Annotated in this window: 26 protein-coding genes; 15 read left to right on the top strand and 11 right to left on the bottom strand. The window is 71.7% G+C overall.

Annotation, left to right across the window (positions count from 1 at the left end; genetic code table 11):
- Positions 1-79: 79 nt before the first annotated feature.
- Together xynA and QSK39_RS51465 are read left to right on the top strand one after the other, a co-directional pair.
- On the top strand, positions 80-736 hold the full coding sequence (xynA, locus tag QSK39_RS51460) for an endo-1,4-beta-xylanase XynA (RefSeq protein ID WP_285485167.1): 657 nt from the start codon (positions 80-82) through the stop codon (positions 734-736).
- Between the two features lie 3 nt (positions 737-739).
- Entirely contained in the window at positions 740-1,393 is a 654-nt protein-coding gene (locus QSK39_RS51465; RefSeq protein WP_285485168.1) for a polysaccharide deacetylase family protein, read from the top strand.
- 45 nt (positions 1,394-1,438) lie between these two features.
- On the opposite strand, the gene QSK39_RS51470 is transcribed toward QSK39_RS51465, so the two are convergent.
- A complete protein-coding gene (locus tag QSK39_RS51470; protein ID WP_285485169.1) occupies positions 1,439-2,119 on the bottom strand; it encodes a hypothetical protein in 681 nt (226 codons plus the stop codon).
- Positions 2,120-2,154: 35 nt separating this feature from the next.
- Between QSK39_RS51470 and QSK39_RS51475 the strand changes: the two genes are divergently transcribed.
- Entirely contained in the window at positions 2,155-2,811 is a 657-nt protein-coding gene (locus QSK39_RS51475) for a response regulator (protein WP_285485170.1), read from the top strand.
- Between the two features lie 4 nt (positions 2,812-2,815).
- Here the strand turns inward: QSK39_RS51475 and QSK39_RS51480 are convergent, their stop codons facing one another.
- The 5 genes from QSK39_RS51480 to QSK39_RS51500 all read right to left on the bottom strand — a co-directional run bounded on the left by QSK39_RS51480 (position 2,816) and on the right by QSK39_RS51500 (position 7,788).
- Positions 2,816-2,995, bottom strand: a complete 180-nt coding sequence (locus tag QSK39_RS51480) for a hypothetical protein (protein ID WP_285485171.1) — start codon at positions 2,993-2,995, stop codon at positions 2,816-2,818.
- A 126-nt stretch (positions 2,996-3,121) separates the two neighbouring features.
- Complete coding sequence (locus tag QSK39_RS51485; RefSeq protein ID WP_285485172.1) at positions 3,122-3,334, bottom strand: DUF5988 family protein; 213 nt, start codon at positions 3,332-3,334, stop codon at positions 3,122-3,124.
- Between the two features lie 88 nt (positions 3,335-3,422).
- Entirely contained in the window at positions 3,423-5,024 is a 1,602-nt protein-coding gene (locus QSK39_RS51490; protein ID WP_285485173.1) for a helix-turn-helix domain-containing protein, read from the bottom strand.
- Positions 5,024-6,409 (bottom strand): carboxylesterase/lipase family protein, encoded by a 1,386-nt coding sequence (locus QSK39_RS51495; RefSeq protein WP_285485174.1) that lies wholly within the window; start codon positions 6,407-6,409, stop codon positions 5,024-5,026. The genes QSK39_RS51490 and QSK39_RS51495 overlap by 1 nt, the downstream gene beginning before the upstream one ends.
- Positions 6,406-7,788, bottom strand: coding sequence for an FAD-binding oxidoreductase (locus tag QSK39_RS51500; protein WP_285485175.1), 1,383 nt, complete (start codon positions 7,786-7,788; stop codon positions 6,406-6,408). The genes QSK39_RS51495 and QSK39_RS51500 overlap by 4 nt, the downstream gene beginning before the upstream one ends.
- A 277-nt stretch (positions 7,789-8,065) precedes the next feature.
- On the opposite strand from QSK39_RS51500, the gene QSK39_RS51505 reads away from it, so the two are divergent.
- The gene (locus QSK39_RS51505; RefSeq protein WP_285485176.1) at positions 8,066-8,434 is read left to right on the top strand and encodes an STAS domain-containing protein; all 369 of its coding nucleotides are present in this window, start codon (positions 8,066-8,068) and stop codon (positions 8,432-8,434) included.
- A 13-nt stretch (positions 8,435-8,447) separates the two neighbouring features.
- On the opposite strand, the gene QSK39_RS51510 is transcribed toward QSK39_RS51505, so the two are convergent.
- Positions 8,448-8,855, bottom strand: coding sequence for an ATP-binding protein (locus QSK39_RS51510; protein WP_285485177.1), 408 nt, complete (start codon positions 8,853-8,855; stop codon positions 8,448-8,450).
- Positions 8,856-8,994: 139 nt separating this feature from the next.
- Between QSK39_RS51510 and QSK39_RS51515 the strand changes: the two genes are divergently transcribed.
- From QSK39_RS51515 to QSK39_RS51525, 3 genes are read left to right on the top strand one after another with little or no spacing between them, the layout of a single operon-like run.
- Positions 8,995-9,765: a thioesterase II family protein gene (locus tag QSK39_RS51515; RefSeq protein ID WP_285485178.1), complete on the top strand. Its 771-nt coding sequence runs from the start codon at positions 8,995-8,997 to the stop codon at positions 9,763-9,765.
- Positions 9,758-11,323: an acyl-CoA carboxylase subunit beta gene (locus QSK39_RS51520; RefSeq protein ID WP_502873393.1), complete on the top strand. Its 1,566-nt coding sequence runs from the start codon at positions 9,758-9,760 to the stop codon at positions 11,321-11,323. The genes QSK39_RS51515 and QSK39_RS51520 overlap by 8 nt, the downstream gene beginning before the upstream one ends.
- Positions 11,323-11,496 (top strand): acyl-CoA carboxylase epsilon subunit, encoded by a 174-nt coding sequence (locus QSK39_RS51525; RefSeq protein ID WP_285485179.1) that lies wholly within the window; start codon positions 11,323-11,325, stop codon positions 11,494-11,496. The genes QSK39_RS51520 and QSK39_RS51525 overlap by 1 nt, the downstream gene beginning before the upstream one ends.
- Before the next feature lie 4 nt (positions 11,497-11,500).
- On the opposite strand, the gene QSK39_RS51530 is transcribed toward QSK39_RS51525, so the two are convergent.
- From QSK39_RS51530 to QSK39_RS51540, 3 genes are read right to left on the bottom strand one after another with little or no spacing between them, the layout of a single operon-like run.
- Positions 11,501-12,154 (bottom strand): response regulator transcription factor, encoded by a 654-nt coding sequence (locus QSK39_RS51530; RefSeq protein WP_285485180.1) that lies wholly within the window; start codon positions 12,152-12,154, stop codon positions 11,501-11,503.
- A 17-nt stretch (positions 12,155-12,171) separates the two neighbouring features.
- Positions 12,172-13,287 (bottom strand): sensor histidine kinase, encoded by a 1,116-nt coding sequence (locus tag QSK39_RS51535; RefSeq protein WP_285485181.1) that lies wholly within the window; start codon positions 13,285-13,287, stop codon positions 12,172-12,174.
- A complete protein-coding gene (locus tag QSK39_RS51540) occupies positions 13,278-14,540 on the bottom strand; it encodes a nucleotide disphospho-sugar-binding domain-containing protein (RefSeq protein ID WP_285485182.1) in 1,263 nt (420 codons plus the stop codon). The genes QSK39_RS51535 and QSK39_RS51540 overlap by 10 nt, the downstream gene beginning before the upstream one ends.
- 283 nt (positions 14,541-14,823) lie before the next feature.
- Here QSK39_RS51540 and QSK39_RS51545 point away from each other — a divergent pair, with 283 nt between their 5' ends.
- Positions 14,824-15,774: a proline iminopeptidase-family hydrolase gene (locus tag QSK39_RS51545; RefSeq protein ID WP_285485183.1), complete on the top strand. Its 951-nt coding sequence runs from the start codon at positions 14,824-14,826 to the stop codon at positions 15,772-15,774.
- Entirely contained in the window at positions 15,767-16,726 is a 960-nt protein-coding gene (locus tag QSK39_RS51550) for an ACP S-malonyltransferase (RefSeq protein WP_285485184.1), read from the top strand. Before QSK39_RS51545 ends, QSK39_RS51550 begins: the two co-directional genes overlap by 8 nt.
- On the opposite strand, the gene QSK39_RS51555 is transcribed toward QSK39_RS51550, so the two are convergent.
- A complete protein-coding gene (locus QSK39_RS51555) occupies positions 16,719-16,964 on the bottom strand; it encodes a phosphopantetheine-binding protein (RefSeq protein WP_284750721.1) in 246 nt (81 codons plus the stop codon). The two genes, QSK39_RS51550 and QSK39_RS51555, sit on opposite strands and share 8 nt — an antisense overlap.
- 128 nt (positions 16,965-17,092) lie before the next feature.
- Here QSK39_RS51555 and QSK39_RS51560 point away from each other — a divergent pair, with 128 nt between their 5' ends.
- From QSK39_RS51560 to QSK39_RS51585, 6 genes are all read left to right on the top strand, one after another.
- Positions 17,093-18,583, top strand: coding sequence for an AMP-binding protein (locus QSK39_RS51560; protein WP_285485185.1), 1,491 nt, complete (start codon positions 17,093-17,095; stop codon positions 18,581-18,583).
- A 196-nt stretch (positions 18,584-18,779) separates the two neighbouring features.
- Positions 18,780-20,228 carry an AMP-binding protein gene (locus QSK39_RS51565; protein WP_285485186.1) on the top strand — a complete coding sequence of 483 codons (1,449 nt, stop codon included), beginning with the start codon at positions 18,780-18,782 and terminating at the stop codon, positions 20,226-20,228.
- Positions 20,225-21,433, top strand: coding sequence for a type III PLP-dependent enzyme domain-containing protein (locus QSK39_RS51570; RefSeq protein ID WP_285485187.1), 1,209 nt, complete (start codon positions 20,225-20,227; stop codon positions 21,431-21,433). The genes QSK39_RS51565 and QSK39_RS51570 overlap by 4 nt, the downstream gene beginning before the upstream one ends.
- Complete coding sequence (locus tag QSK39_RS51575; protein ID WP_285485188.1) at positions 21,430-21,906, top strand: cobalamin B12-binding domain-containing protein; 477 nt, start codon at positions 21,430-21,432, stop codon at positions 21,904-21,906. The genes QSK39_RS51570 and QSK39_RS51575 overlap by 4 nt, the downstream gene beginning before the upstream one ends.
- A complete protein-coding gene (locus tag QSK39_RS51580) occupies positions 21,903-23,174 on the top strand; it encodes a methylaspartate mutase (protein ID WP_285485189.1) in 1,272 nt (423 codons plus the stop codon). Before QSK39_RS51575 ends, QSK39_RS51580 begins: the two co-directional genes overlap by 4 nt.
- Before the next feature lie 38 nt (positions 23,175-23,212).
- On the top strand, positions 23,213-24,370 hold the full coding sequence (locus QSK39_RS51585) for a cytochrome P450 (protein WP_285485190.1): 1,158 nt from the start codon (positions 23,213-23,215) through the stop codon (positions 24,368-24,370).
- Position 24,371: the final 1 nt, after the last annotated feature.

Genomic DNA, 24,371 nt, shown 5'->3' on the forward strand with positions numbered 1-24,371 from the left:
GAAACTTTCCGAAAGTTATTGCCCCACCGAACACCCCGAACGCATGCTTTCGCCATCCCAGCCTCGACGAGGAGGAAGCATGCTCACCAAGAAATTCCGGGTCTTCGCCGGTGGGGCCGCCCTTGCGCTCATTGCCACGCTCGCTCCCGGGGTTGCCCGGGCCGATACCGTCATCACCACCAGCCAGACCGGGAACAACGGTGGCTACTACTACTCCTTCTGGACCGATGGGGGCGGCTCGGTCCAGATGACGCTCGGCTCCGGGGGGAACTACCGGATGAACTGGAGCAACGTCGGGAACTTCGTCGGGGGCAAGGGGTGGAGCAACGGGAGCCGGCGGACCGTGAACTACTCCGGCAGCTTCAACCCCTCCGGCAACGGCTACCTCGCCCTCTACGGCTGGACCTCGAACCCGCTCGTCGAGTACTACATCGTCGACAACTGGGGCACCTACCGGCCGACCGGGACCTACAAGGGCACCGTCACCAGTGACGGCGGCACCTACGACATCTACCAGACCACGCGGTACAACGCGCCGTCGGTCGAGGGGACCAGGACCTTCAACCAGTACTGGTCCGTGCGGCAGCAGAAGAAGACCGGGGGCACCATCACCACCGGGAACCACTTCGACGCCTGGGCGCGGTACGGCATGCGGCTCGGCAGCTTCAACTACTACATGATCCTCGCCACCGAGGGCTACCAGAGCAGCGGCAACTCGAACCTGACGGTGGGCTGACCGATGCGCCCTTGGCTCCTGGCGGCCGCCTTGGCCGTGACGACCTTGATCTCCGTCGCCCCCGCGGACGCCGCCGCCTGTGGCGGGTACGTGGGCCTCACCTTCGATGACGGGCCGTCGAACGCGCACACCCCCGCGCTGCTGAACGCTTTGCGGCAGAACGGGTTGCGGGCGACCATGTTCAACGAGGGCCAGTACGCCGCCGCGTACCCGGCCCAGGTGCGGGCGCAGGTGAGCGCGGGCATGTGGGTCGGCAACCACAGCTACACCCACCCCCACCTCACCCAGCAGAGCCAGTCCCAAATGGACTCCGAGATTTCCCGGACACAGCAGGCGATCGCGGCGGCCGGCGGTGGTACGCCGAAGCTCTTCCGCCCGCCGTACGGCGAAACGAACGGGACCCTGCAGGCCGTCGAAGCCAAATACGGTCTCCGGCAGATCATCTGGGACGTCGATTCGCAGGACTGGAACAACGCGAGCGTCGACGCGATCGTCGCGGCCAACGCCCGGCTCGGCAACGGCCAGATCATCCTGATGCACGAATGGCCGGGCAACACCCTGGCCGCGATCCCGCGGATCGCGCAGACCCTGGCGAGCCGCGGGCTGTGCGCGGGGATGATTTCGCCTCAGACGGGCCGGGCGGTCGCCCCGGGCTGAGGCCTCCGGGTGGCGCGGCGGCCCGAACCCGCCGCGCCACCCCGCTCAGTTCACGTACCACTCGACGCGGACGGCGTCCGGCGAGAGAGTTCGCAGCTCCGCGCACACTTCGTGGGTCACCAAGAGCCCGGTGCGACGGCAGAACCGGGGCACCCGGGTGATCCCACTCTGCGGCGCAGGCGTGAAGTGCCGGGCCGTGAGGTGGTCCCGCAGCACCTCGGGGGCGCGGTCACCGGTCGCTTCCAGGACCCGCCAGCAGCCACCGGAACCGCACTCGACGTCCTGGGCGGCCCGCAGCCCGGCCGGAACGGGCACGACCCCTTCGTCGCCGGGCGCGGCCTCGAGATCGGCGAACCACGCGCCGCCCGCGACGGCGAACCCCGCGACGACCAGCAGGGACAACCGGACGAACCCGCGCCGCGCGCCGATCGCGCAGGCCACCGCCGCGAGCGTCGGGTGCAGCCAGTAGAGCTCGATGGGCGCCGGGACCCAGGGCCCGGCCAGGCTCAGCGCGCCCGGCAGGACGAACCACGCCAGCAGCGCCAGCAGCACCGCGCCGACGATCACCCCGGTTCGCGGCGACGGTGCCAGCCAGAGCCAGGCCAGGATCGGGACCAGGCCGAACATCCCCGCGAACGGGCTCGCCGCGAAGCAGGCCACGACGACTGCCGCCACCACGAGCGCGGCACGCCACCAGTGGGTCCGCACCTGCTCGGAGCTCAGCACCCCGCCATTGTCGGGGATGCGGCAGACTGCCGATCATGGTGGTCAAGGTGATGGTCGTGGACGACCAGCAGGTCGTGCGCGAGGGCCTGGTCGCGCTGCTCGGCCTGCTCGACGACGTCGACGTCGTCGGCTCGGCGGCCGATGGCGCGCAGGCGCTCGAACTGGCCGGGACGCTCGACGGCCTCGACGTCGTGCTGATGGACCTCAACATGCCCGTCTTGACCGGGGCCGAGGCGACCCGGCGGCTCACGCGCGAACACCCGGACGTCGCCGTCCTCGTCCTCACGACCTATTCGGATGACGCGTCGATCGCCGGGGCGCTCGCCGCGGGGGCGAAGGGCTACCTGACGAAGGACGCGGGCCGGCACGAGATCGGCGCCGCGCTGCGGGCCGTCGTCGCCGGGCAGCTGACCTTCGGGGCGGACGTGTCGCGCCAGGTCGCCGGGGCGCTGTCCGGTGCCGCGAAACCCGCGCCGCGCAAGGAAAGCCTCCCGGACGGGCTCACCGCGCGCGAGGCCGAGGTGCTCGGGTGGATCGCCGCCGGGAAGAGCAACGGCGAGATCGCGGCCGAGTTGTTCATCGGCGAAACGACGGTGAAGACGCACATCAACAACGCGTTCGCCAAGATCGGGGCCCGCAACCGGATCGAGGCCATGCGCTACGCCGTGCGGCACGGCCTCGACCACGACTGACCGGTCACGGTTTGCGGCGCTCTTCGAGGTACTCGAGCGCTTTGCTCCCGGCCTGCTTCGCCTGGTCGTACCGGCCCGCTTTCTTGAGCGCGAAAACGACCACGCCGAGCAGCAGGATCAGCAGGAAGATCCCGCCGCCGATGATGGCGAATCGGAGCAGCATGAAACCGAGTACTTCACCCATGGCGAATTCCCCTCCGGACGGCGGCGCCGCTTTTTCGCGACGCCCGACCGGAGGGAAACTAACGCCGGCACCGGGTGGAGCGGGACCTCCGCGGGGTGGAGATCCGGGTGGAGGCGGGGCCGCGGGTCACTCGGCGACTCTGGTGCGGCCGCACCAGGCGAACACCGGCACCTGGTCACCGCCGCTGGTCGTGGTGAACTCGCCCTCGTGGGAGAAGTGCTCGTAGCCGGCGCCGAAGCTGACCTTCGCGACGTCTCCGATGCTGCCGACCGTCCAGTCGCGATGCTGCTCGGTCAGCTCGGCCGGACCACCGGAAAGCGCAACTTTGATGTTCGTCATGATTCATCTCCGTGGGTTCGTCTACGCGGAGGAAAGGCCGAAAATGTGGCCTTCGTCTCTCGACGATGACCGACGAACCTTCGCTGTGTCAAGATTTCCGGTTCCGTGCGAAATGGGACGGAATAGGGGTTGACCACCCCAACTCACGGCTCAGCCGGTGGATGCGCAGCGCCAGGTGGACGTCCAGCGCGCGGTCGCCCTCCTGCCAGTCTTCGCCCAGCAACGCGGTGATCCGGTCCAGGCGCTGGTAGAGCGTGTTCGGGTGGATGGTCAGCTCCTCGGCCGCGGTGGCTTTGCGGCGCCCGCCGCGCAGGAACACCTCCGCCGTGTGGACCAGGTCCGTGCCGCGCTCTTCGTCGTGGGCCAGCAGCGGGGCGAGGGTCCGGGCGACGTACGCGCCGGCCTCCGCACGGCCGGCCTGGCTGAGCAGGTAGCGGTACGGGCCGAGATCGGCGGGCGACGCCGTGACCCCGCCGCGGCCCAGTGCTTCCAGGACCCGGACGCACGCGACCGCGTCGTCGTACGCGTCGGCCAGCGCGGTCGCGCCGGTCGCCGGGCCGGCGAGGCCGGTCGTGCCCAGCGACCAGGAACGGACCGCCGCCTCGTCCGCGCGGACCAACGCGACCACGCGACCGTCCACCCTGGACGAAAGGGGGGCGAGGTTCCGCAGCCGCTGGTCTTCGCTCACCACGACCAGGTGCGGGCGCCGCAGGTCGCGGGCGTACGCGGGGACCTCGCGGACCCGGCGGGTCACCAGCTGCTCGACCAGCTCCTCGGTCGTCCGGCGTTCGGCCCGCTCGACCGACGCCACCAGAGCGACGGTCATCGCCGAGCGCTCCAGCAACCGGACATCCGCCTCGTCGAGCGGTGCGCCGGGAACCACTTGCAGCGCCCCGAAATACGTGTTCGCCGAGGCGACCGGCACGGTGACGGCCCGCTCGGTCACCTGAGTCCGGCGGGCGCCGGCGAACAACGCCGACGGCTCGCCGTCGAGCGCCGCCTCGACGAGGACCCCGTCCCGGGCCGCGGCGCGGACCTCGTCGTGCTCGCCCGCGACCAGGACCAGGCCCGGCACCAGCTCCGACAGCGGGACCACGACGTCTTCGGGCGCGCCGCCGTGCAGGGCGACCTCCGACAGCCGGTCGTGCAGCCGCACGGCGCGTTCCAGCCGGCCGTTCGCCGCCGCCAGCGCGGTGACCAGCTTGGCGTTCTCGATGGCGATCGCGGCGAACGAGCCGAGCGACGTCAGCAGCGACGACTCCGCCGCCGTGAACCGGCGCACCGCGCGCTGCGACACCATCAGCACCCCGGCCACCTTGCCCCGCAAGCGCAACGGCACGCCGAGGATCGTGCGCAGGCCCTCGTCCTCGGCGACGCGGTCGACCTCGCCGAGGTGCGTCAACCGGGCGTCGCCGAGGTAGTCGGCGCTCTGCACCGGTTCGCCGGTGTCGGCCACCTGCCCGGCCAAGCCGCTGTGCGGTGGCAGCACGACGCCGCGCAGCCGCGGGCCCAGCGAGCCGTCGGTGACCCGGATGACGAGCGAGCCGTCCGGTTCGGCCAGCGCGAGGTAGGCGACGTCGACGCCGAGCAGGCGCCGCGCGTGGTCGACGACCTCCTGCACCAGCGCGTCGAGGTCGTGGACCGCCGACAGGCGCAGGACGAGGTCGTAGAGCTCGCGCTGGGCGTCCATCAGCCCAGGTGGGTCGTGGTGCCCTCGGCCCAGCCGGGGTCGCCGGCCGCGGCGAACCGCACCCACGCGGCGTTGACCTCGCGGGCCAGTTCGGCCGGCGGATCCTCGCCGACGAGACCGGCGGACGCGGTCAGGGAGTCGAACACGAACGGCAGCTCCATGCCGTGGCACGCGCCCAGGTTCGGCGCCCGCCATTCGAACTCGTAGCGGAACGACCGGCCCTGGTGGCTTTCGAGCAGCTCCTTGACGCCGTCGCGGAAGACGAGGTCCGTCATGGCTTCGACGAACACCTCGCCCGCCTTGCGGCCGTCACCCAGGCCGTACCCGCGGAGCACGCCCGCCGCGTCCGGGTGCGACGCCGACAGCATGGCCACGGCCTGCTCGTCGGTCAGCACGTCCGCCAGCCCGGTCGGGCCGAAGTAGAGCAGCATCTCCTCTCGGCACGTCCCGGCGATGAGGTCGACGCCCGCGCCCGCGCCGGCGCGGATCGCCTCGCCCGGGTGCCGCGGCAGGACGTCGTCGCCGACCAGGGGGAGGAACGGGCTGAGGCCGAAACCGCGGTCCCGGCCGTCCGCACCGCGCAGATCGGGTCCGCCGCCGGGCTTGAGGAGGGCGTCCTGGGCGTCGAGCAGCTGTTCGGTCGAGAGCTTCCGGAACGCTTCGGCAGTGGGTTCGACGCCCAGGCGGTCGGCGACCAGCTGCGTCACCCGCTCCAGCTCGGCCCGGCCGCGCACCATGTTCGCGTGTCCGCTTTGGACGATCGCGCGCCGGAAGAGCCCGGCCGACAGCGGTGAACCGAGCAGGCAGGCGACGCTGATCGCGCCCGCGGACTCGCCGAAGAGCGTCACGGCGGCAGGGTCGCCGCCGAACGCGGCGATGTTCTCCCGGACCCAGCGCAGCGCGGCGAGCTGGTCGCGCAGGCCGAGGTTGGTCGCGCCGCCGTCGAGGGGCAGGAAACCGTCGATGCCGAGCCGGTACTGCAGCGTCACCAGCACCGCGCCGGCGCGGGTGAACGCCGTGCCGTCGTAGACCGGGGCGGATCCGGTGCCGCCGATGAACGCGCCGCCGTGCACGAACACCAGCACGGGCAGGTTCTCCGCGCCCGGGTCCGGCGTCCAGACGTCGACGGTCAGGTACTCCGGGCCCGGCTGCCAGCCGGTGCCGACCAGGGCGGAGAGGTCGAGACCCGGGATCGTCCGATGCCGTTGCGGCGCGGTGGGCCCGGGCTCGCGGGCATCGCGGACGCCGTCCCAGGCGGGCGGCGGGACCGGCGCGGCGAACCGCAGCTCGCCTTCGGGCGCGGCGGCGTACGGGATGCCGCGGAACCGGACGCCGGTGGCGATCGGCTCGCCGCGGACCTCGCCGGCGGTGGTGCGGACGATCATGCGGGTGTCCCTTCGGGGAAGACCTTGCCGGGGTTGAGGATGTGGTGCGGGTCGAGGGCGTTCTTGACCGCGCGGTGCATTTCGAGCACCTCGGGTCCGAGTTCGCGGGCGAGGCCGGGCTGCTTGAGCAGGCCGACGCCGTGTTCGCCGGTGACGGTGCCGCCGAGGTCGAGGGCGTCGGCGATGATGTCGTCGAAGGCCGCCTGGGCGTTCTTCTGGGCGGTTTCGTCGCCGGCCGGGGTGACCAGCAGCGGGTGCAGGTTGCCGTCGCCGATGTGCGCGACGTTGGCGATGTGGACGCCGTGGCGCTGCCCGGCCGCGTCGATGCGGGCGAGCATCTCGGGCACGGCCTGCGTCGGGACGCAGACGTCCTCGGTGAGCAGCGGGCCGAGCCGTTCCAGGGCGGGGTAGGCGAGGCGGCGGGCGGCGAACAGCGCGTCGGCCTCGGCCTGGTCGGTCGACTGCGCGGCCCACGTCGCCCCGGCCTGTTCGAAGCAGTCCAGGATCTCCGCGGCTTCGTGCTCGCCGAGGGCACCGGGTGCGTCGGTCCGGGCGAGCAAGACGACGTTCGCGTCGGCGCTCAGGCCCATGTTCTTCCACTCGTCGACCGCGGCGAGGCAGTGCCGGTCGACGAGCTCCAGCGCCGAGGGCAGCACGCCCCGGGCCGCGACCGCGGCGGCGGCCTCCCCGGCAGCGACGGTGGTGTCGAAGTAGCCGGCGACCGTGCGTTCCGCGGCGCGGGCCGGCCGCAGGCGCACGGTGACCTCGGTGATCACGCCGAGCGTGCCCTCCGATCCGACCATCAGCCCGGTCAGGTCGTAGCCGGCGACGCCCTTCGCGGTGCGCCGGCCGAGCCGGACCAGCTCGCCGGTGCCGGTGACGACCTGCAGGCCCAGGACGTAGTCGCGGGTGACGCCGTACTTGACGCAGCAGACGCCGCCGGCGTTGGTGGCGACGTTGCCGCCGATGGTCGACCACGGCGAGCTGGCCGGGTCCGGCGGGTACCAGAGGCCGCGTCCGGCGCAGGCGGCGCGCAGGTCGTCGTTGACGACCCCGGGCTCGACGACGGCGTACCGCTCCCGCTCGTCGATCTCCTTGATCGCGGTGAGCCGGTCGGTGACGAGCACGACGCACCCGCCGACGGCGTTCGCCCCGCCGGAGAGGCCGGTGCCGGCCCCGCGCGCGACGAGCGGGGTCCGGTGCGCCAAACACGCCCTGACCACGGCCTGGACCTCTTCGGCGGTGTGCGGCCGGACGACCACCGCGGGCTGGGCGTAGGGCGCCCACTCGGCCTCGTCGTGGGCGAAGCCCGCCACGACGTCCGGGTCACGGACCAGCCGGTCCGCCGGCAGCCGGGCGGCCAGGTCGTCGATCAGCATCCGCGGGAACCTCCTCGTCACCGGGTTCCCACGCTAGGGCCGCGGCGCCGGCCTGGCCATGGGGAAAGTCCCCATCGCCGGTGGCCGGGGGTGTGCGTTCCGCCCCCGTGAGGCCTCGGTGAAGGACTGACCGCGCATCGGTTGCGCATCGGTTGTACTGTGGTGATGCAGCGGTTCAGCCTGCAGCCGTCGTGCCTCGACCCCGCAGCCCGTCCGGGCTGCCGTGTGCCCGGACCCGCGTCCGGCCTCACGTGCTTTCGCCAAGGAGGCCTTCGCGATGCTGATCCCCGCTCCGCGCACCTGTTCGATCTTCGAAGTGACCACGACCGCGGAAGCGAGCGTGGTGACCGCGACCGGCGATCTCGACCTCGCCGTCACCGGCCGGTTGAGCGAGCTGCTGAACCACGAACTACGGCTGGCGCCGCCCGCGCTGGTGTTCGACGCGTCGGCGGTGACGTTCTGCAGTGCCCGCGTGCTGACGATCCTGCTGGACACCGCGGCGGCCGGCGTGCCGTTCGCGATCGCCGGCCGTTGCCGCCCCTTGCTGCGGCCGATCTCCGTGCTCGGCCTGGAGCGCCTGCTGCCGGTGCACTGGAGCGTCGAGGAGGCGCTGGCCTGGTTGAAGCTGGTCTCGCAGCTGTCTTGACGGGGTGCGGTGGCTACTCCGCCGAGCACTCCAGCCGAGCCCAGACCAGCTTCCCGTCGTCGTGCCGGCTGACACCCCACGCCAGGCAGAGCTGATCGACCAGCAGCAACCCCCGCCCGCCGCCACGGTCGGGCACCCGCAGCTTCGGCTCGCCACCCCCGACGTCGGCCACCGCCACCGTCACCTCGCAGGGTTCGTGCGCGCACCGGATCCGCAGCTGCCGGGGCCCGCCGCCGTGGAGGTACGCGTTCTCCAGCAGCTCGCCCACGATGATCAGCGTGTCGATCAGGTCCTTCTCGCGGAGCCTGCCCAGCTTGGTCTCGGCCCAGCGGCGGGCTGCCGTCAGGCCGGTGCGGTCCAGGCCGGCCACGTCCAGCACCTGCCAGCCTGCCCGGTCGGCTCCGCTCCAGGTCACGCCCATGCCGTTCCGGTTACCCGGATCGGCCGCCGCTACCCGTCCCGCGTTAGGGGCCGTTAGGGGCCGTTAGGGGTCGTTGGTCACCGTCGGTGCTGGCTAGCTTGGCCGGAGGAGCCTCCGACACCGAAGGGCGGTGGACGACATGGTCGCCCCCGTTGACTACGCCGGCCACGCCGAGGACAGCTGGTTCCGCCGGTTCGCCGCGTCACCCGAGGCGAAAGCGCGGCTCGTCTGCCTGCCGCACGCCGGTGGGTCGGCACCCTTCTACTTCCCCGTCGCCAAGGCGCTCGCCCCGGACGTCGAGGTGCTCGCCGTCCAGTACCCCGGGCGGCAGGACCGGCGGCACGAACCCTTCCTGACCAGCATCGACGCCATGGCCGACCGGGTCGCCGAACTGCTCGTGAAGCACACCGACCGGCCGCTCGCGCTGTTCGGGCACAGCATGGGCGCGATGGTCGCCTACGAGACCGCCCGACGGCTGGAGCGGGCCGGGGCGGAAGTCGCCGCGCTGTTCGTCTCCGGGCGGCGTGCTCCCTCGCGTACCCGCGATGAGAGCGTGCACACCCGGACCGACGACGGTGTCATCGCCGAACTGCGGCGCCTCAGCGGCACCGAGGCCGACCTGCTCGGCGACGACGACGTCGTCCGGATGATCCTGCCGGTCGTGCGCAACGACTACCGGGCCGTCGAGACCTACCGGTACACCCCGGGCGAGCCCCTGACCGCGCCGATCATCGCCTTCACCGGCTCCGACGACCCGATGGCCACCGTCGACGAGGTCGCCTCCTGGGCCGACCACACCGACGGCGGCTTCGACCTGGTCGAACTCTCCGGCGGGCACTTCTTCCTCACCCGCCACCAGGACGTCATCCTGCGGCGGCTGGCCGGCGAGCTGGGAGGCGCCCGTGTCTGAGGCACCGGCCGCGTTCGCCAACCGGCTCGACGAACTGCGCGAGATCAAGGACGCGGCGCGCCGCGGGCCCGACGACGCCGCGACGCAGCGCCAGCACGAGCGCGGCAAGCTGACCGCGCACGAGCGGATCGAACTGCTCCTCGACCCGGGTTCCTTCACCGAGCTCGAGGCCCTGCGCCGGCACCGGGCCACCGGCTTCGGGCTGGAACAACGCCGTCCGCACTCCGACGGCGTCGTCTGCGGCTGGGGCACCGTGGACGGCCGGACGGTCTTCGTCTACGCCCACGACTTCCGGATCTTCGGCGGCGCGCTCGGCGAGGCGCACGCGCAGAAGATCCACAAGGTGATGGACCTCGCCGAGGCCGCGGGCGCGCCGCTGGTGTCGCTCAACGACGGCGCCGGGGCCCGGATCCAGGAAGGTGTCACGGCGCTCGCCGGCTACGGCGGCATCTTCCGCCGCAACACCCGCTGCTCCGGCGTCATCCCGCAGATCTCGGTGATGCTCGGCCCGTGCGCGGGCGGCGCGGCGTACTCGCCCGCGCTGACCGACTTCGTGTTCATGGTCCGCGAGACCTCGCAGATGTTCATCACCGGACCCGACGTCGTGCAGGCGGTGACCGGCGAGCAGATCACGCAGAACGGCCTCGGCGGCGCCGACGTGCACGCCGAAACCTCCGGCGTCGCCGCGTTCGCCTACGACGACGAGGCGACCTGCCTGGCCGACGTCCGGTACCTGCTTTCCCTGCTGCCGTCCAACAACAACGAGGCGCCGCCGCACGTGCCGGCCGCCGACCCGCCCGGCCGCCGCACCGACCGGCTGCTCGACGTCGTGCCCACCGATCCCGCCCGCGCCTACGACATCTGCGACGTCATCGCGGAGGTCGTCGACGACGGCGAGTTCCTGCAGGTGCATGCCGGCTGGGCCACCAACGTCGTGTGCGCGCTCGCCCGGCTGGACGGCCACGTCGTCGGGATCGTCGCGAACCAGCCCGCCGTCCTCGCCGGGGTGCTCGACATCGAGGCCAGCGAGAAGGCCGCCCGGTTCGTGCAGACCTGCGACGCGTTCAACATCCCGCTCGTGACGCTGGTGGACGTCCCCGGCTTCCTGCCCGGCGTCGACCAGGAGCACGGCGGGATCATCCGGCACGGCGCGAAACTGCTCTACGCCTACTGCAACGCCACCGTGCCGCGCGTGCAGGTGATCCTGCGCAAGGCTTACGGCGGCGCGTACATCGTGATGGACTCGCGGTCGATCGGCACCGACGTCTCGCTGGCGTGGCCGACGAACGAGATCGCCGTGATGGGGGCCGAGGGCGCCGCGAACGTGATCTTCCGCCGCGAGATCAAGGCGGCCGACGACCCGGACACCGTGCGGGCGCTGAAGATCAAGGAGTACCGCACCGAGCTGATGCACCCGTACTACGCGGCCGAGCGCGGCCTCGTGGACGACGTGATCGAGCCGGGCGAGACACGCGAGCTGCTGATCCGCTCGCTCGCGATGCTCCGCAGCAAGCACGCCGACCTCCCGGCGCGCAAGCACGGGAACCCGCCGGTCTGATGGGCGAGCCGGTGGTGCGGGTCCTGCGCGGCGCGCCGGACGAGACGGAACTGGCGGCGCTGGTGGCGGTCCTGGCCGCGATCGGCGCTCCACCGGCCGCGCCGGAACCGCCGAAGCCCGCGCGTCCCCGTCGCCGGCCCCGGTTCCGGCCGGCGACGAGCTGGCGCAGCTGAGCTGTCAGGTCCGGACCGTCGTACTGTCCAAATAGGTCAGCACCGCGCGGATGCGGCGGTTCTGGTCGCGGCTGGCTTCGAGGCCGAGTTTCGCGAAGATGTTGCTGATGTGGTTCTCCACCGCTCCCTGCGTCACCACCAGGTCCTTCGCGATGGCCGCGTTCGACAGGCCCTGCGCCATCAGCCCGAGGACCTCGGTCTCGCGCGCCGTCAGGCCTTCCAGGGGGTCGCGGTTGCGGGACAGCATCTGGGCGACGACGTCGGGGTCGATCGCCGATCCGCCGCCGGCCACCCGCCGGACCGCCTCGAGGAAGTCGGCCACGTCGGCGACGCGTTCCTTCAGCAGGTAACCGACGCCGGAGGTGCCTTCCCCGATCAGCTCGACCGCGTAGCTGCCTTCCACGTACTGCGAAACCACCAGGACCGGCAGCCCCGGGACCTCCTTGCGCGCCGCGATCGCGGCGCGGATGCCCTCGTCGGTGAACGTCGGGGGCATCCGGACGTCGGCGATGACGAGGTCCGGCTGGTGCTCGCGGACGGCGACGAGCAGGTCGTCGCCGTTGGACACGGCGGCCGCGGTCTCGATGCCGACGTCGGCGAGGAGGCTCTGCACCCCGGCCCGCAGCAGGACCGAATCTTCGGCGATGACGACACGCATTTCGCTCTCCCGGGAGTTCACCAGCGGACGGGCAGGTCGGCGCGCACCACCGTGGGCCCGCCCACCGGGCTGACCACGGTGAGCACGCCGTCGATGGTCGCGGCCCGGTCGGCGAGCCCGGCCAGGCCGCCGCCGGGCCGGACGGAGGCACCGCCGTGCCCGTTGTCGACGATCTCGACGACCACGGTCTCGTCGTCACGGGTCACGCACACCGACGCGCGGTCGGCGCCGGCGTGCTTGGTGATGTTGGTCAGCGTCTCGCTGACGATGAAGTACGTCGTGGTCTCCACCGGCGCCGGCGGGCGCGGGTCGACCTTCACCTCGACGTCCACCGGGATCGGCATCCGCGCGGTGAGCGACGACAGGGCCGCGTCCAGGCCGCGGTCCTGCAGCACCGGCGGGTAGATCCCGCGGGCGAGGTCGCGCAGCTCGGACACCGCGAGCTTGGCGTCCGCGTGCGCCGCGCCGATCAGCTCGCGCACGGCGATCGGGTCGTCGAGATCGAGTTTCAGCTGGGCGCGGCCCAGGCTCATTGCGACCGACACCAGCCGCTGCTGCGCGCCGTCGTGCAGGTCGCGTTCGATGCGCCGGCGCTCGGCCTCGACGGCGTCGACGCCGCGGGCGCGCGAGTCGCTCAGCTGCCGGGTCCGGGCTTCCAGCTGCGCCGTGCGGTCCGGGCCCAGCATCGACGCCGTCAGCGCGGCGTGCAGGGCGCCGATCCGCGGCGCGACGAAGATCCCGAACGGCGGCACGGCTACCGAGACGATCCCGGCGACGAACTCCACGATGCCCAGCGGGAAGGCGAGCAGCACGTAGTTCACCTCGCGCCAGGTGGCCTGGTCGACCAGCCGGACCTGCCACGTCTGCAGCAGCCCGGGGCCGTGCTCCCGGCGCCGCGGCGGCGGGACGTCGACGCCGAGCATGGTGCCGACCCAGCGGCGCTCCAAGCGGGCGAAGCTCTGGACCATCGAGGTGGCGGTGATCAGGATCGGGATGCCGACCCACAGCATGGTGGTCGCGATCCCGAGCAGCATGGTGACCAGCGTGACCACGAAGGCGGCGATCCGCAGCGGCAGGCTCCCGATGAGGAAGCCGATGGTGCGCACCACCTTCGGGCGCGGGGTCACCGGCATCGCGCGATCCGTTCCAGCTCCGGCACGAGGTCGTCCAGGGTCGGCGTGGCCAGCATCTCGTCGCGGACCTCGAGCGCGCAGTCCCGGAAGGACGGTTCCTCCAGCAGCCGGTTCAGTCCACTTCGGACGGATTGCGGCGTGACGTCCTCGAGGTCGAGCACCAGGCCGTTGCCGCGCTTCTCCTGCGCGACGGCGGAGACCCGCTCGCTCCAGGTGGTGCCGGGGATGACGAGCTGCGGGACGCCGTTGACGACCGCGTTGCCGATCGTCGCGCCGCCGCCCTGGTGGATGATGGCCGAGCAGCTCGCGAGGAGCTCGTTCATCGGCACGAAGTCCACCGCGCGCACGTTGTCGGGGATCTTCTTCACCGACGCCAGCTGGGACGCGTTGAGCGTCGCGATCACCTCGACGTCGAGGTCCGCGAGCCCGTCGAGCAGGTCGGCCACCGACGTCTCCTCGACGCCGAGCACCTGCCGGTTGGAGATGCCCAGGGTCAGCATGACCCGCCGGCGCTCCGGCTTTTCCAGCACCCAGCGGGGGATGGCCATCGGCTTGTTCTGCGGGATGAACCGCGCCGGCACGTAGTCGACGTCGACGCCGCCGTAGCGCAGGTAGGACGGGTGGCAGTCGAGGGTCTTGACGCCGTGGCGCAGGGACTCGTCGTAGGAGGCGCCGAACCGGCCGACCGCGGCGGACATCCATTCGACGAACGGGTCCGGTGTCGTGTCCTCGGGGTGATTCGCTCTGAGGTCCCGGTACTGCGCGGCGATCCGCGCCGTCTGGTCGGCCGCGTACATCATCCGCAGGTGCGGGACGCCGAGGGCGTGCGCGACGATCGGGGCGGCGTAGATCATCGGGTCCCACACGACCAGGTCGGGCTGCCAACCCTTCGCGAAGCGCACCAGCTCGTCGAGCAGCGAGTCCGGGGTGGTCCAGCGGAAGACCTCGACCCAGTGCTCGTAGACGGTGCGGACGTACTCCTCGGTGTAGCGCTCCGGCCGGCTCTCGGAGATGCGGAAGCCGCCCTGCATGGCGTTGTCGCCGTCCATCTGCAGCTGCCGGTGGCGGGCGATGTCGAGCTCGTCGCCGAACCACATCGCGTCGAGGCCGGTTTCGGCGAACGACGCCACCTCGCGCGGGTTGCACTGGCCGACGAAGCGCACCTCGTGCCCGGCCGCGGCGAGCGCCCAGCCCACCGGGGCCATGCTGTAGACGTGCGTCCTCGTCGGGAACACCATCATCATGACGCGCATCGACGCACTCTCCGAACTCGGGGGCGAAACACCGCTACAAGGGAAAAGGTAGTGGCGGCGCGCCGTCCGGCCGACCCGGCAACGCGGCGGTAGGGGTCGAGAACCCCTGTTCCGCCACGGATTCCTTCCCCCACGCGACGCGGTGCGCTAGGCAGGGCGAGCAGGGTTTGGAACGGCTTTAGATGCCCCTTAGGGGCTGGATCCGGCGGGCCCGCGGCGGCTAGACATGAACGTGGGTCCGGCCGCGTGCGCCGGGGGTGAGGGAAACGAAGAGGTGATGAGCATGGCCGTGGCACCGATCGCGAAGGGCTGGGTTCCCTTCGGCGGGTACCGCACCTGGTACCGGGTCACCGGTACCACCGGGGGCGAGCTGCCCGCCGTCGTCGTGGTGCACGGCGGGCCGGGCAGCACGCACGACTACCTGCTGAACCTCTGCTCGCTCGCCGAGCACGGGTTCCCGGTCGTGCACTACGACCAGCTGGGCAGCGGTGGTTCGACCCGGCTGCCGGGCCAGGACCCGGGGTTCTGGACGCCGGAGCTGTTCGGCGACGAGCTGGACAACCTGGTGCAGCACCTGGGCATCGAGGACAACTACGTCCTCTTCGGACAGTCGTGGGGCGGCCTGGTCGTCGCACGGCACGCCGCGCAGCGCCCGGACGGGCTGCGCGGGCTGGTGATCGCCGACTCGCCGGCGTCGTACCCGCTGTGGCGCCAGGAGATGGACGTGCTGCGCGCCCAGCTGCCGCCGGGCGTCGACGACCAGCTGCGGGCGCACGAAGCCGCCGGCACCACCGACGCGCCGGAGTACTTCGAGCTGATGCGCGCGTTCTACGACCGGCACGTCTGCCGCGTGCTGCCGTGGCCGGCCGACTACCTGGCCTCGTTCATGGAGATGGCCGACGACAACACCGTCTACGCCACGATGAACGGCCCGAGCGAGTTCACCGTCAGCGGCACGCTCAAGGACTACTCGGTGATCGAGTACCTCGACGACATCGAGGCACCGACGCTGCTCGTGTCCGGGCGGCACGACGAAGCCACCCCCGTCACGATCCAGCCGTACTTCGACCGGATCCACGACGTGCGCTGGGAGATCTTCGAAGACTCCAGCCACGTCCCCCACCTCGAGGAGCCCGAACGGTTCCGCGAAGTCCTGCTGGGATTCCTCCAGGACATCCAGCCCACCGCACCCGCGAGCCGGGTCGCCGAACGAGAGGTCGCCAGCCATGGATGAGGCCACCCGGCCGGGATCGGCGGTCGTCTTCCCCGGGATGAGCCCTTGTCGCTTCGCCGACTTCGGCAAGTTCCTGCTCATCAACCCCTTCGCCCGCAGGCTGATCTCGCAGGCGAACGACCGGCTCGGCTATTCGCTGGTCGACCGCTTCCGCGAGACCGAGGGCGACTACTCGTCCTACGCCCAGGTCGGGTTCATGCTCACCTGCGTCGCCCTGGCCCAGTGGGCCGAGGAGGAGCAGGGGATGAGCCCCGACTACTGCGCCGGCCCGAGCTTCGGCGAGAAGCCGGCCAGCGTGTACGCCGGGTCGCTGACCTTCCCGGACGCGGTGTGGATGACGGCGGAGCTCGCCCGCTGCCTCACCGAGTTCTTCGCGACGGAGTACACCGACGTCGTGACGCACTCGTTCGTCCGGACCCCGGAGGAAAAGCTCACCGACGCCCTGTCCCAGCTGGAGGCGAAGGGCGAGTGGTTCGACATCTCGTGCTACATCGACCACGACTTCTACATGGTCTCGCTGCGCGAGCGGAACCTCGACTGGCTCAAGCAGACGGTCCGGAGCATGGGCGGGCTCTCCCTCTACACGATGCGGCCGCCGTTGCACTCGCGTGCGTTCGGCGCGCTGCGCCGCAAGGCGGAGGACGAGGTGCTCGGCGACCTCGAGTTCCACGACCCGCTGCTGCCGATCGTCGCCGACCAGGACGGTGAGGTCCTGCGCAGCGGCGAGCAGGTGCGCACGATGCTGCTCGACAGCATCGTCAAACCGCTGCGCTGGCCGGACGTCGTCTCGACGCTGGCGGACAACGGCGTGCGCAAGCTCTGGATCGCGGGGCCGGACACGCTGTTCGGGCGCGTCCGCGTCACCACGAGCCGCTTCGAGGTGGTCACGGTGAACCCGCGGATGGCCCTGCAGCCCCGCCGCCGGGGAGCAGGACCGTCGCGGGTCAGCTAGCGGGCTGCAGGGCGGCCAGCGTGGTCCACAGCCGGCCGGGGTTCTCGAACGTCTCCAGGTTCAGGGCGTCGTCCTCGAACCGCACGTTGTAGCTCTGCTCCAGCACGGAGAGCAGCTCAACGGTGGCGAGCGAGTCCAGCCCGTACTCCCGCAGCGGCGTCTCGGCGGTCAGCGCCTCCTCGGCGGGCAGGAAGGGGAGGTACGAGCGCAGCGTCTCGTCGAAAGTGCTGTCCCACATGGCTACTCCGGATCGCTAGGTTGGGATCTACCGAGAGGAAACCGACCGCCCGGTTCGGTTTTGGACTCTACCGCGCGTCGCCGTCCCGGATGACGCATCGGCACCCCTATTTCACGCGGAGGACGATGATGGACACGGGTCTTACGGGTGGGCCGCACACGCGGTTCCTGCGCGGTCTCGAACGCTCCGGCGGCGGCGTGGCCGTCCACGTGGGCGACCAGACCCTCACCTACGACCGGCTGCACGAGCTGGCCCTGCTGTGGGGAGGTGCGCTGGCCGAGACCGGCGCCCGCACCGTAGGGGTCCTGGCGGGCAAGGGGGTCACGGCCTACGCGGGGATCCTGGCCGGGCTGTACGCCGGTGCCACGATCGTCCCGCTGCGCCCGGACTTCCCGGCCGCGCGGACCGCCCAGATGGTCGAGGCCGCCGGGATCGACACGATCGTCGCCGACGAGCGCGGTCTCGCGGTGGTGCCGGACGGGGTGCCCGTGCTGGCGCCGGAGTGCGGTGACCGGCCGCGGGCTTCACAGGCTCTGTCGGGGCCGCTGGCGCCCGCCGACACGTCGTACGTGCTGTTCACGTCGGGTTCGACCGGGCGCCCCAAGGGCGTGCGGATCGGGCGCGCGGCGCTCGACCACTACTTCGGCCTGCTGGACGAGCGGTACGACTTCACCCCGGACGACGTGTTCTCGCAGACGTTCGACCTGAACTTCGACTGCGCGATGTTCGACCTGTTCTGCGCGTGGGGCGCGGGCGCGCCGGCGGTGGTGCTGCCGGGCGGGGCGTACCGGAACCTGCCGCGGTTCGCGGCCGAGCGCGGGCTCACCGTGTGGTTCTCGACGCCGAGCGCGATCGACCTGGTCCGCCGCACCGGCGGCCTGACCCCGGGTGCGCTGCCGGGCCTGCGGTGGAGCTTCTTCGCGGGCGAGGCGCTGACGGTCCGCGACACGGCCGACTGGCGGGCCGCGGCGTCGTCGTCGATCGTGGAGAACCTGTACGGCCCCACCGAGCTGACGGTGACGGTGTCGGGGTACCGCTGGGACGACGTCGAGACGCCGCGGGTCGCGGTGAACGGCGTGGTGCCGATCGGCGAGGTGCACGCGGGGCACGACTACCTGCTCTTGGACGAAGACGCCGGCGAAGGCGAGCTGTGCATCGCCGGACCGCAGATGACCCCGGGCTACCTCGACCCGGCCGACGAGCGGGGCCGGTTCCTCGAGCGGGACGGCAAGCGCTTCTACCGCACGGGTGACCGCGTCCGCCGGCTCGGCGGCGCGGACCTGGCCTACCTCGGGCGGCTGGACTCCCAGGTGCAGGTGCTCGGCTGGCGCGTCGAGCTGACGGAGGTCGAGCACGCCCTGCGCGACTGCGGCGTCCAGGACGTGGTGGCGCTCGGCGTCGCCGGGGACGCGGGGACCGAGCTGTTCGTGTTCTACACCGGCGGCGAGCGGCCGGTGCTCGAGATGGTGCGCGCGCTGCGGGCGGTGCTGCCGGAGGGCGTGATTCCGCGGCACTACCGGCACGTCGACGAGTTCCCGCTCAACTCCAACCGCAAGATCGACCGCAAGACCCTCGCGGCGCGGGCCGCCGAGATCCTGGCCCCGGTCCCCGTGGGCTGATCGAGCCCGGCACCGACCCGTCCACCACGCCCGGCGCGGTGGACGGGTCGTTCGCGTGCCGTCGCCCGGCGCGGGGGTTAGGGGCCGTTAGGGGTGGGGATCCGCAGGTCAGCACGGCTAGCTTTTCGAAGCGTCTCCAGGTGTGTGTCTTCCACGCCGGCACGGTGATCCTTCGAGTCCTTACGGAGTGGCAGTCGTGAACGATTCCTTGGTCCATTCTCTGCTCGACGCCGCGGTGGCCGATGCGGCCGGGGCGTCGGCGGTCCGCGATCGCGTCGGTGCGTGGACCTACGCGGAGCTCGACGCGTGGAGCCACGCCGTCGCCGTGGTGCTCGCGCGGCGCGGAGTCGGGCACGGCGGCCGCGTCGTCGTGCAGCTGCCCACCGACCGCGCGCTCGTCGCCCTCTTCTACGGCACTTCGCGCCGGGGTGCGGTGTTCGTGCCGATCAACCCGGCCATGAAGAAGTTCCACTTCGACTCCGTCGTGGCCAACGCCGAACCGGTCCTCGTGCTCACCCCCGAGGAGTTCGGTCCCTTTTGGACTGACGTCGAGCACGCGCTGGGCGAGAAACAGGAAGCCGTCGAGGTGAGCGAAGACGACATCGCCGTCCTCGTCTACACCTCCGGCAGCACCGCCGCGCCGAAGGGCGTGATCGGCCCGCACCGCCAGGTCACCTTCGCCACCCGCGCCATCCAGGAAGTCCTCGGCTACCGCCAGGACGACGTCGTGTTCTGCCGGTTCCCGATGTCCTGGGACTACGGCCTCTACAAGGTGCTGATGTCCACCGTCGGCCGCAGTGAAATCGTCCTCGCCGACGCCGAGTCGGACTTGCGCCTGCTGCAGCGGATGCGCGAGGTCGGCGCCACGGTCGTGCCGATCGTCCCGTCGCTGGCCACCATGATCGCCACGCTCGCCGCGCGCGACACCGAGCCCGCCGCGCCCGTGCGGCTGTTCACCAACACCGGCGCCGCGCTGCCCGACGCCACCATCGCCCAGCTGCGCGCGGCCTTCCCCGATGCCAAGGTCGTCCGCCAGTTCGGCCAGACCGAGTGCAAGCGGATCACGATCATGCCGCCGGCCGAGGACACCGAGCGCCCCGGTTCGTCCGGGCTGCCGCTGCCGGGCACGTCCGTGCTGATCCTCGCCGCCGACGGGACCGAGCTGCCGGCCGGGGACATCGGCGAGATCGTCGCCGCCGGCCCGCACGTGATGCCCGGCTACTGGCGGGCCCCCGAGATCTCCGCCCGCGCGTTCCGCCGCGACGAGACCACCGGCGAGCTGCGCCTGCACACCGGCGACTACGGCCGCCTCGACGCCGACGGCTACCTCTACTTCGAGGGCCGCCGCGACGACATGTTCAAGCGCAAGGGCATCCGGATGTCCACTTTGGAGATCGAAGCCGCGGCGATGGACATCCCCGGCGTCCGCGCGGCGGGCGCGATCCCGCCGAGCGACACGCGGGACCTCGCCATCTGCGTCGAGACCGACCTGGCGCCCACGGCGGTGCTGCGCGAACTCGCCAAGCGGCTGGAACCGCAGAAGGTCCCGTCGCTGTGCCACGTGGTCGAGGAGTTCCCGCTCACGGCGCACGGCAAGAACGCCACGAAGGAACTCGCCCTGCTCGTGGAAGGCGCCCGCAAATGAGCACCGACATCGCCGGCGAGTACGGCACGCCCATCTACGTCTACGACCTCGACGTCGTCGCCGAGTCGCGCGACCAGCTGTTCGGCATGCTGCCCGAAGGCTTCCAGCTGTTCTACGCGCTGAAGTCCAACCCCCACCCCGAAATCGCCCGCGAGCTGCGCAGCGGCGGGTGCCGCGCGGAGATCAGCTCCACCGGCGAACTCGCCAACGCGCTGCAGGCGGGGTTCGACCCGGCCGGGATCCTCTACACCGGACCCGGCAAGACGGACGCCGAGCTGGAGCACGCGATCGCGACCGGCGTCCGGCTGTTCTCCGTCGAGTCGCTGACCGACCTGCAGCACGTCGGGGCCGCCGCGGAGAAGCACGGCGTCACCGCGTCCGCGCTGCTGCGCGTGAACACCACCGCGAGCAGCGGCGGCACCGGCATCCGGATGATGGGCCGCCCGTCGCAGTTCGGCATCGACGCCGAGACGCTGCCCGAGATCATGCCCGCGCTCAAGGCGGTGCCGGGTGCCCGCGTCGTCGGCGCGCACTTCTTCACCATGAGCAACGCTCAGGACGAAGACGCTCTGCTCGGCGAGTACGAGTTCGTGCTCACGTCGGCCGCGAAGCTGCGCGACGAGGTCGGGCTGCCGCTCGAAATCCTGGACATCGGCGGCGGGTTCTCCTCGCCGTACGCCGTCCCCGGCCCGCGCACCGACTACCCGAAGCTGCGCTCGGGGCTGGAGACGCTGCTCGACCTGCACCTGCCCGAGTGGCGTGACGGCGGGATCGAGCTGGCCTGCGAGTCGGGCCGGTACCTGTCCGGCAGCTGCGGTTCGCTGCTGGCCGGCGTGGTGAACGTCAAGGACAGCCGCGGCAGCCGGTTCGTCGTGCTCGACGCCGGGATCAACGTCGTCGGCGGGCTGTCCGGGATCGGCAGGCTGCTCCCCGCGGCCGTCGGCATCGAGGAAACCGGCGACGCGACCGGCAGCCTCGTCGGTCCACTGTGTACTCCCGGGGACTCGCTCGCCAAGGCCGCGAAGCTGCCCGAGCTGGCTTCCGGCGACGTCGTCACCGTGCCGAACGTCGGCGCCTACGGCGTCACCGCGAGCCTGATCAGCTTCCTCGGCCGGCCCGCGCCGACGGAGGTCGTGGTGCGCGGCGGCGAGGTCGTCTCGGTGTCGCGGTTGGACTACCAGCGCGTCTACGAGGTGTCGCCATGACGGAAGAACTGCGGGCCTACGGCGGCGGGATCGCCACCGGGCCCTCCCGGCGCACGGTGATCGTCAGCAGCATGGCGTCGGACTCGCACACTTGGAACCTGGTCTACCTCGAGCTGCTCGTCGGCGAGCTGGGCTTCGAGGTGGTGAACCTCGGCGCGTGCGTGCCCGACGAGCTGCTGGAGTCGGAGTGCCTGAGCCGCCGCCCGGCGATGCTCGTGCTGAGCAGCGTCAACGGCCACGGCCACCAGGACGGCCTGCGCGTGATCCAGCGGCTGCGCGCCCTGGCCGAGCTGCGCACCATGCCGGTGGTGATCGGCGGCAAGCTCGGCGTCGGCGGCGCGCTGACCGCGGAGGAGACCGCGCAGCTGCTGCTCGCGGGGTTCGACGCGGTGTTCGACGACCAGCAGGGCGCGGCGTCGTTCCGCCGGTTCGCCGCGACGCTCTCGGCGGGTGCGACCCAGGTGGAGGCGTGAGCTTCGAAGAGTTCGTCGCGCGACGGCACGCCGCCGGCGAGCTCGTCGTGCAGCCCCGCATGGGGTTCGCGGACCCGGCCGTCATGCGTGCCGGGCTGGCCGCGACCAAGAGCGCGGCCGCCGCGACCGTCGGCACCGTCACGCTCGACAGCTACACGCGCGTCTGCGACACCGCGTCGGTGGCGCACGCGCTGCGCAACGGGATCGCCCTCAACGGCTACCCGATCGTCAACCACCCGGCCGACGTCACGCGCGAGATGCTCGACGGCCTCGAAGGCCCGGACTTCCCGGTGCAAGTGCGCCACGGTTCGGCGCGGCCCGCGGACATCTTCCGCGCCATGATCGCCGCCGGCCTGCACGCCACCGAGGGCGGCCCGGTCTCCTACTGCCTGCCCTACAGCCGGACGCCGCTGGACGAGTCCGTGCGCAACTGGGCGCACTGCTGCGACCTGCTGCTGGACGCCGAGCACCCGGCCGGCCGGCCGCACCTGGAAACCTTCGGTGGCTGCATGATGGGCCAGCTCTGCCCGCCGAGCGAGCTGGTCGCGCTGTCGGTGCTGGAGGCGTTGTTCTTCTACCGCAAGGGTGTGCGCAGCATTTCGGTGAGCTACGCCCAGCAGACCAACATGACCCAGGACCAGGAGGCGGTCTCCGCGCTGCGCCGGCTGTGCGCCGAGCTGATGCCCGACGCCACCTGGCACGTCGTGATCTACGCCTACATGGGCCTGTTCCCGCGGACGTCGGAGGGCGCGCGGGGCCTGCTCGGGACGGCGGCCGAGCTGGCCGTGACGACCGGGTCGGAACGGTTGATCGTCAAGACCACCGCCGAGGCGCACCGGATCCCGACCGTGGCCGAGAACGTCGCGGCGCTGGAGCACGCCGGCGCGGTGGCGCGGTCGGTCACCGGCAAGGCCGCTGTGGACCGGGACAACCAGGTCTACCGCGAGGCGTACGCGCTCGTCGACGCCGTGCTGAACAGCCACGCCGACCTCGGCCGCGCGATCGTCGTCGCGTTCAAGCGCGGCCTGCTCGACGTCCCGTACTGCCTGCACCCGGACAACGCCGGGCAGGCACGCAGCTACCTCGACCCGGCGGGCCGGCTCGGCTGGTCGGAGCTCGGGTCGCTGCCGCTGCGCCACGTGGTGGAGCGCCACCACGCGGACCGGATCACTTCGTCGACGCTGATGTCGGCGCTTTCCCACATCCAGAACGTCTACGACGCCGAGGCGCTGGAACAACCGATGAGAGCGATTGGGGGCGAGTCGTGACGAGTTCACGCCGGACAGTCCGTGCGTATCCGTTCGACATGCACGAGATCTCCGTTTCCGAGCAGTACCACATCTTGCAGCGCGAAGAGCCGATGAGCCGGGTGCAGATGCCCTTCGGCGAACCGGCTTGGCTGGCGACGAAGTACGCCGACGTCAAGCTGGTGACGACCGACCCGCGGTTCAGCCGGGAGCTCGCGCAGGGCCTCGACCAGCCGCGGATGCGCCGCCAGCAGATGGGCGACGGCATCATGGGGATGGACCCGCCGGACCACTCCCGGCTGCGCCGCCTGGTGAGCAAGGCGTTCACCGCGCGTCGCCTGGAGCAGATGCGCGAGGGGGTCAAGGACCTGGTCAACCGGCTGCTCGACGACATGCAGGCACACGGCGACAGCGCCGACCTCGTCGAGGAGCTGGCCCGGCCGCTGCCGGTCACCGTGATCTGCGACCTGCTCGGGGTGCCGCAGGAGGACCACAAGATCTTCCGCGAGTGGACCCAGGCGCTGGTCAGCGACGCCACGGCCAAGGGTGACGTGCTCGACGTCTACGGCGACCAGCTCGACAACTACGTCGCCGGGCTGGTGGCGCAGCGTCGCGAGGAGCCGACCGACGACCTGCTCGGCGCGCTCGTCTACGCCCGCGACGCGGGGGACAAGCTGACCGAGAACGAGCTGATCTCGATCGCCGGTGCGGGCCTGCTGACCGGTGGCGTCGAGACGGTGTCGACGGCGCTGCCGAGCTTCATCTTCACGTTGCTGACGCAGCCCGAGCTGCTGGCCCAGCTGCGCGCGGACCCGGACCTGATGCCGACGGCGATCGAGGAGCTGCTGCGGTACGTGCCGATCAACACCGCGGCGATGTTCGCGCGCTACGCCACCGAGGACATCCGCTTCGGCGACGTCGTGGTGCGCGCGGGCGACCCGGTGCTGCCGGCGCTGCACGCGGCCAACCGCGACCCCGAGGTGTTCGCCGACCCGGACCGCATCGACCTGACGCGCAAGCCGAACCCGCACGTCGCGTTCGGCCACGGCCCGCACCACTGCATCGGCGCGCAGCTGGCCCGGCTGGAGCTGCAGGAAGCCCTGAAGGCGATCCTGGCGCGGTTCCCGGACCTGCGGTTCGCGGACGGGCGTGAAGGTGTGAAGTGGGAGTACGGCGTGATCGTGCGCGGGCCTTCGCTGCTGCGCATCGCGTGGTGAC

This window comes from Amycolatopsis sp. NBRC 101858, assembly GCF_030269325.1.
GTDB lineage: Bacteria > Actinomycetota > Actinomycetes > Mycobacteriales > Pseudonocardiaceae > Amycolatopsis > Amycolatopsis ponsaeliensis.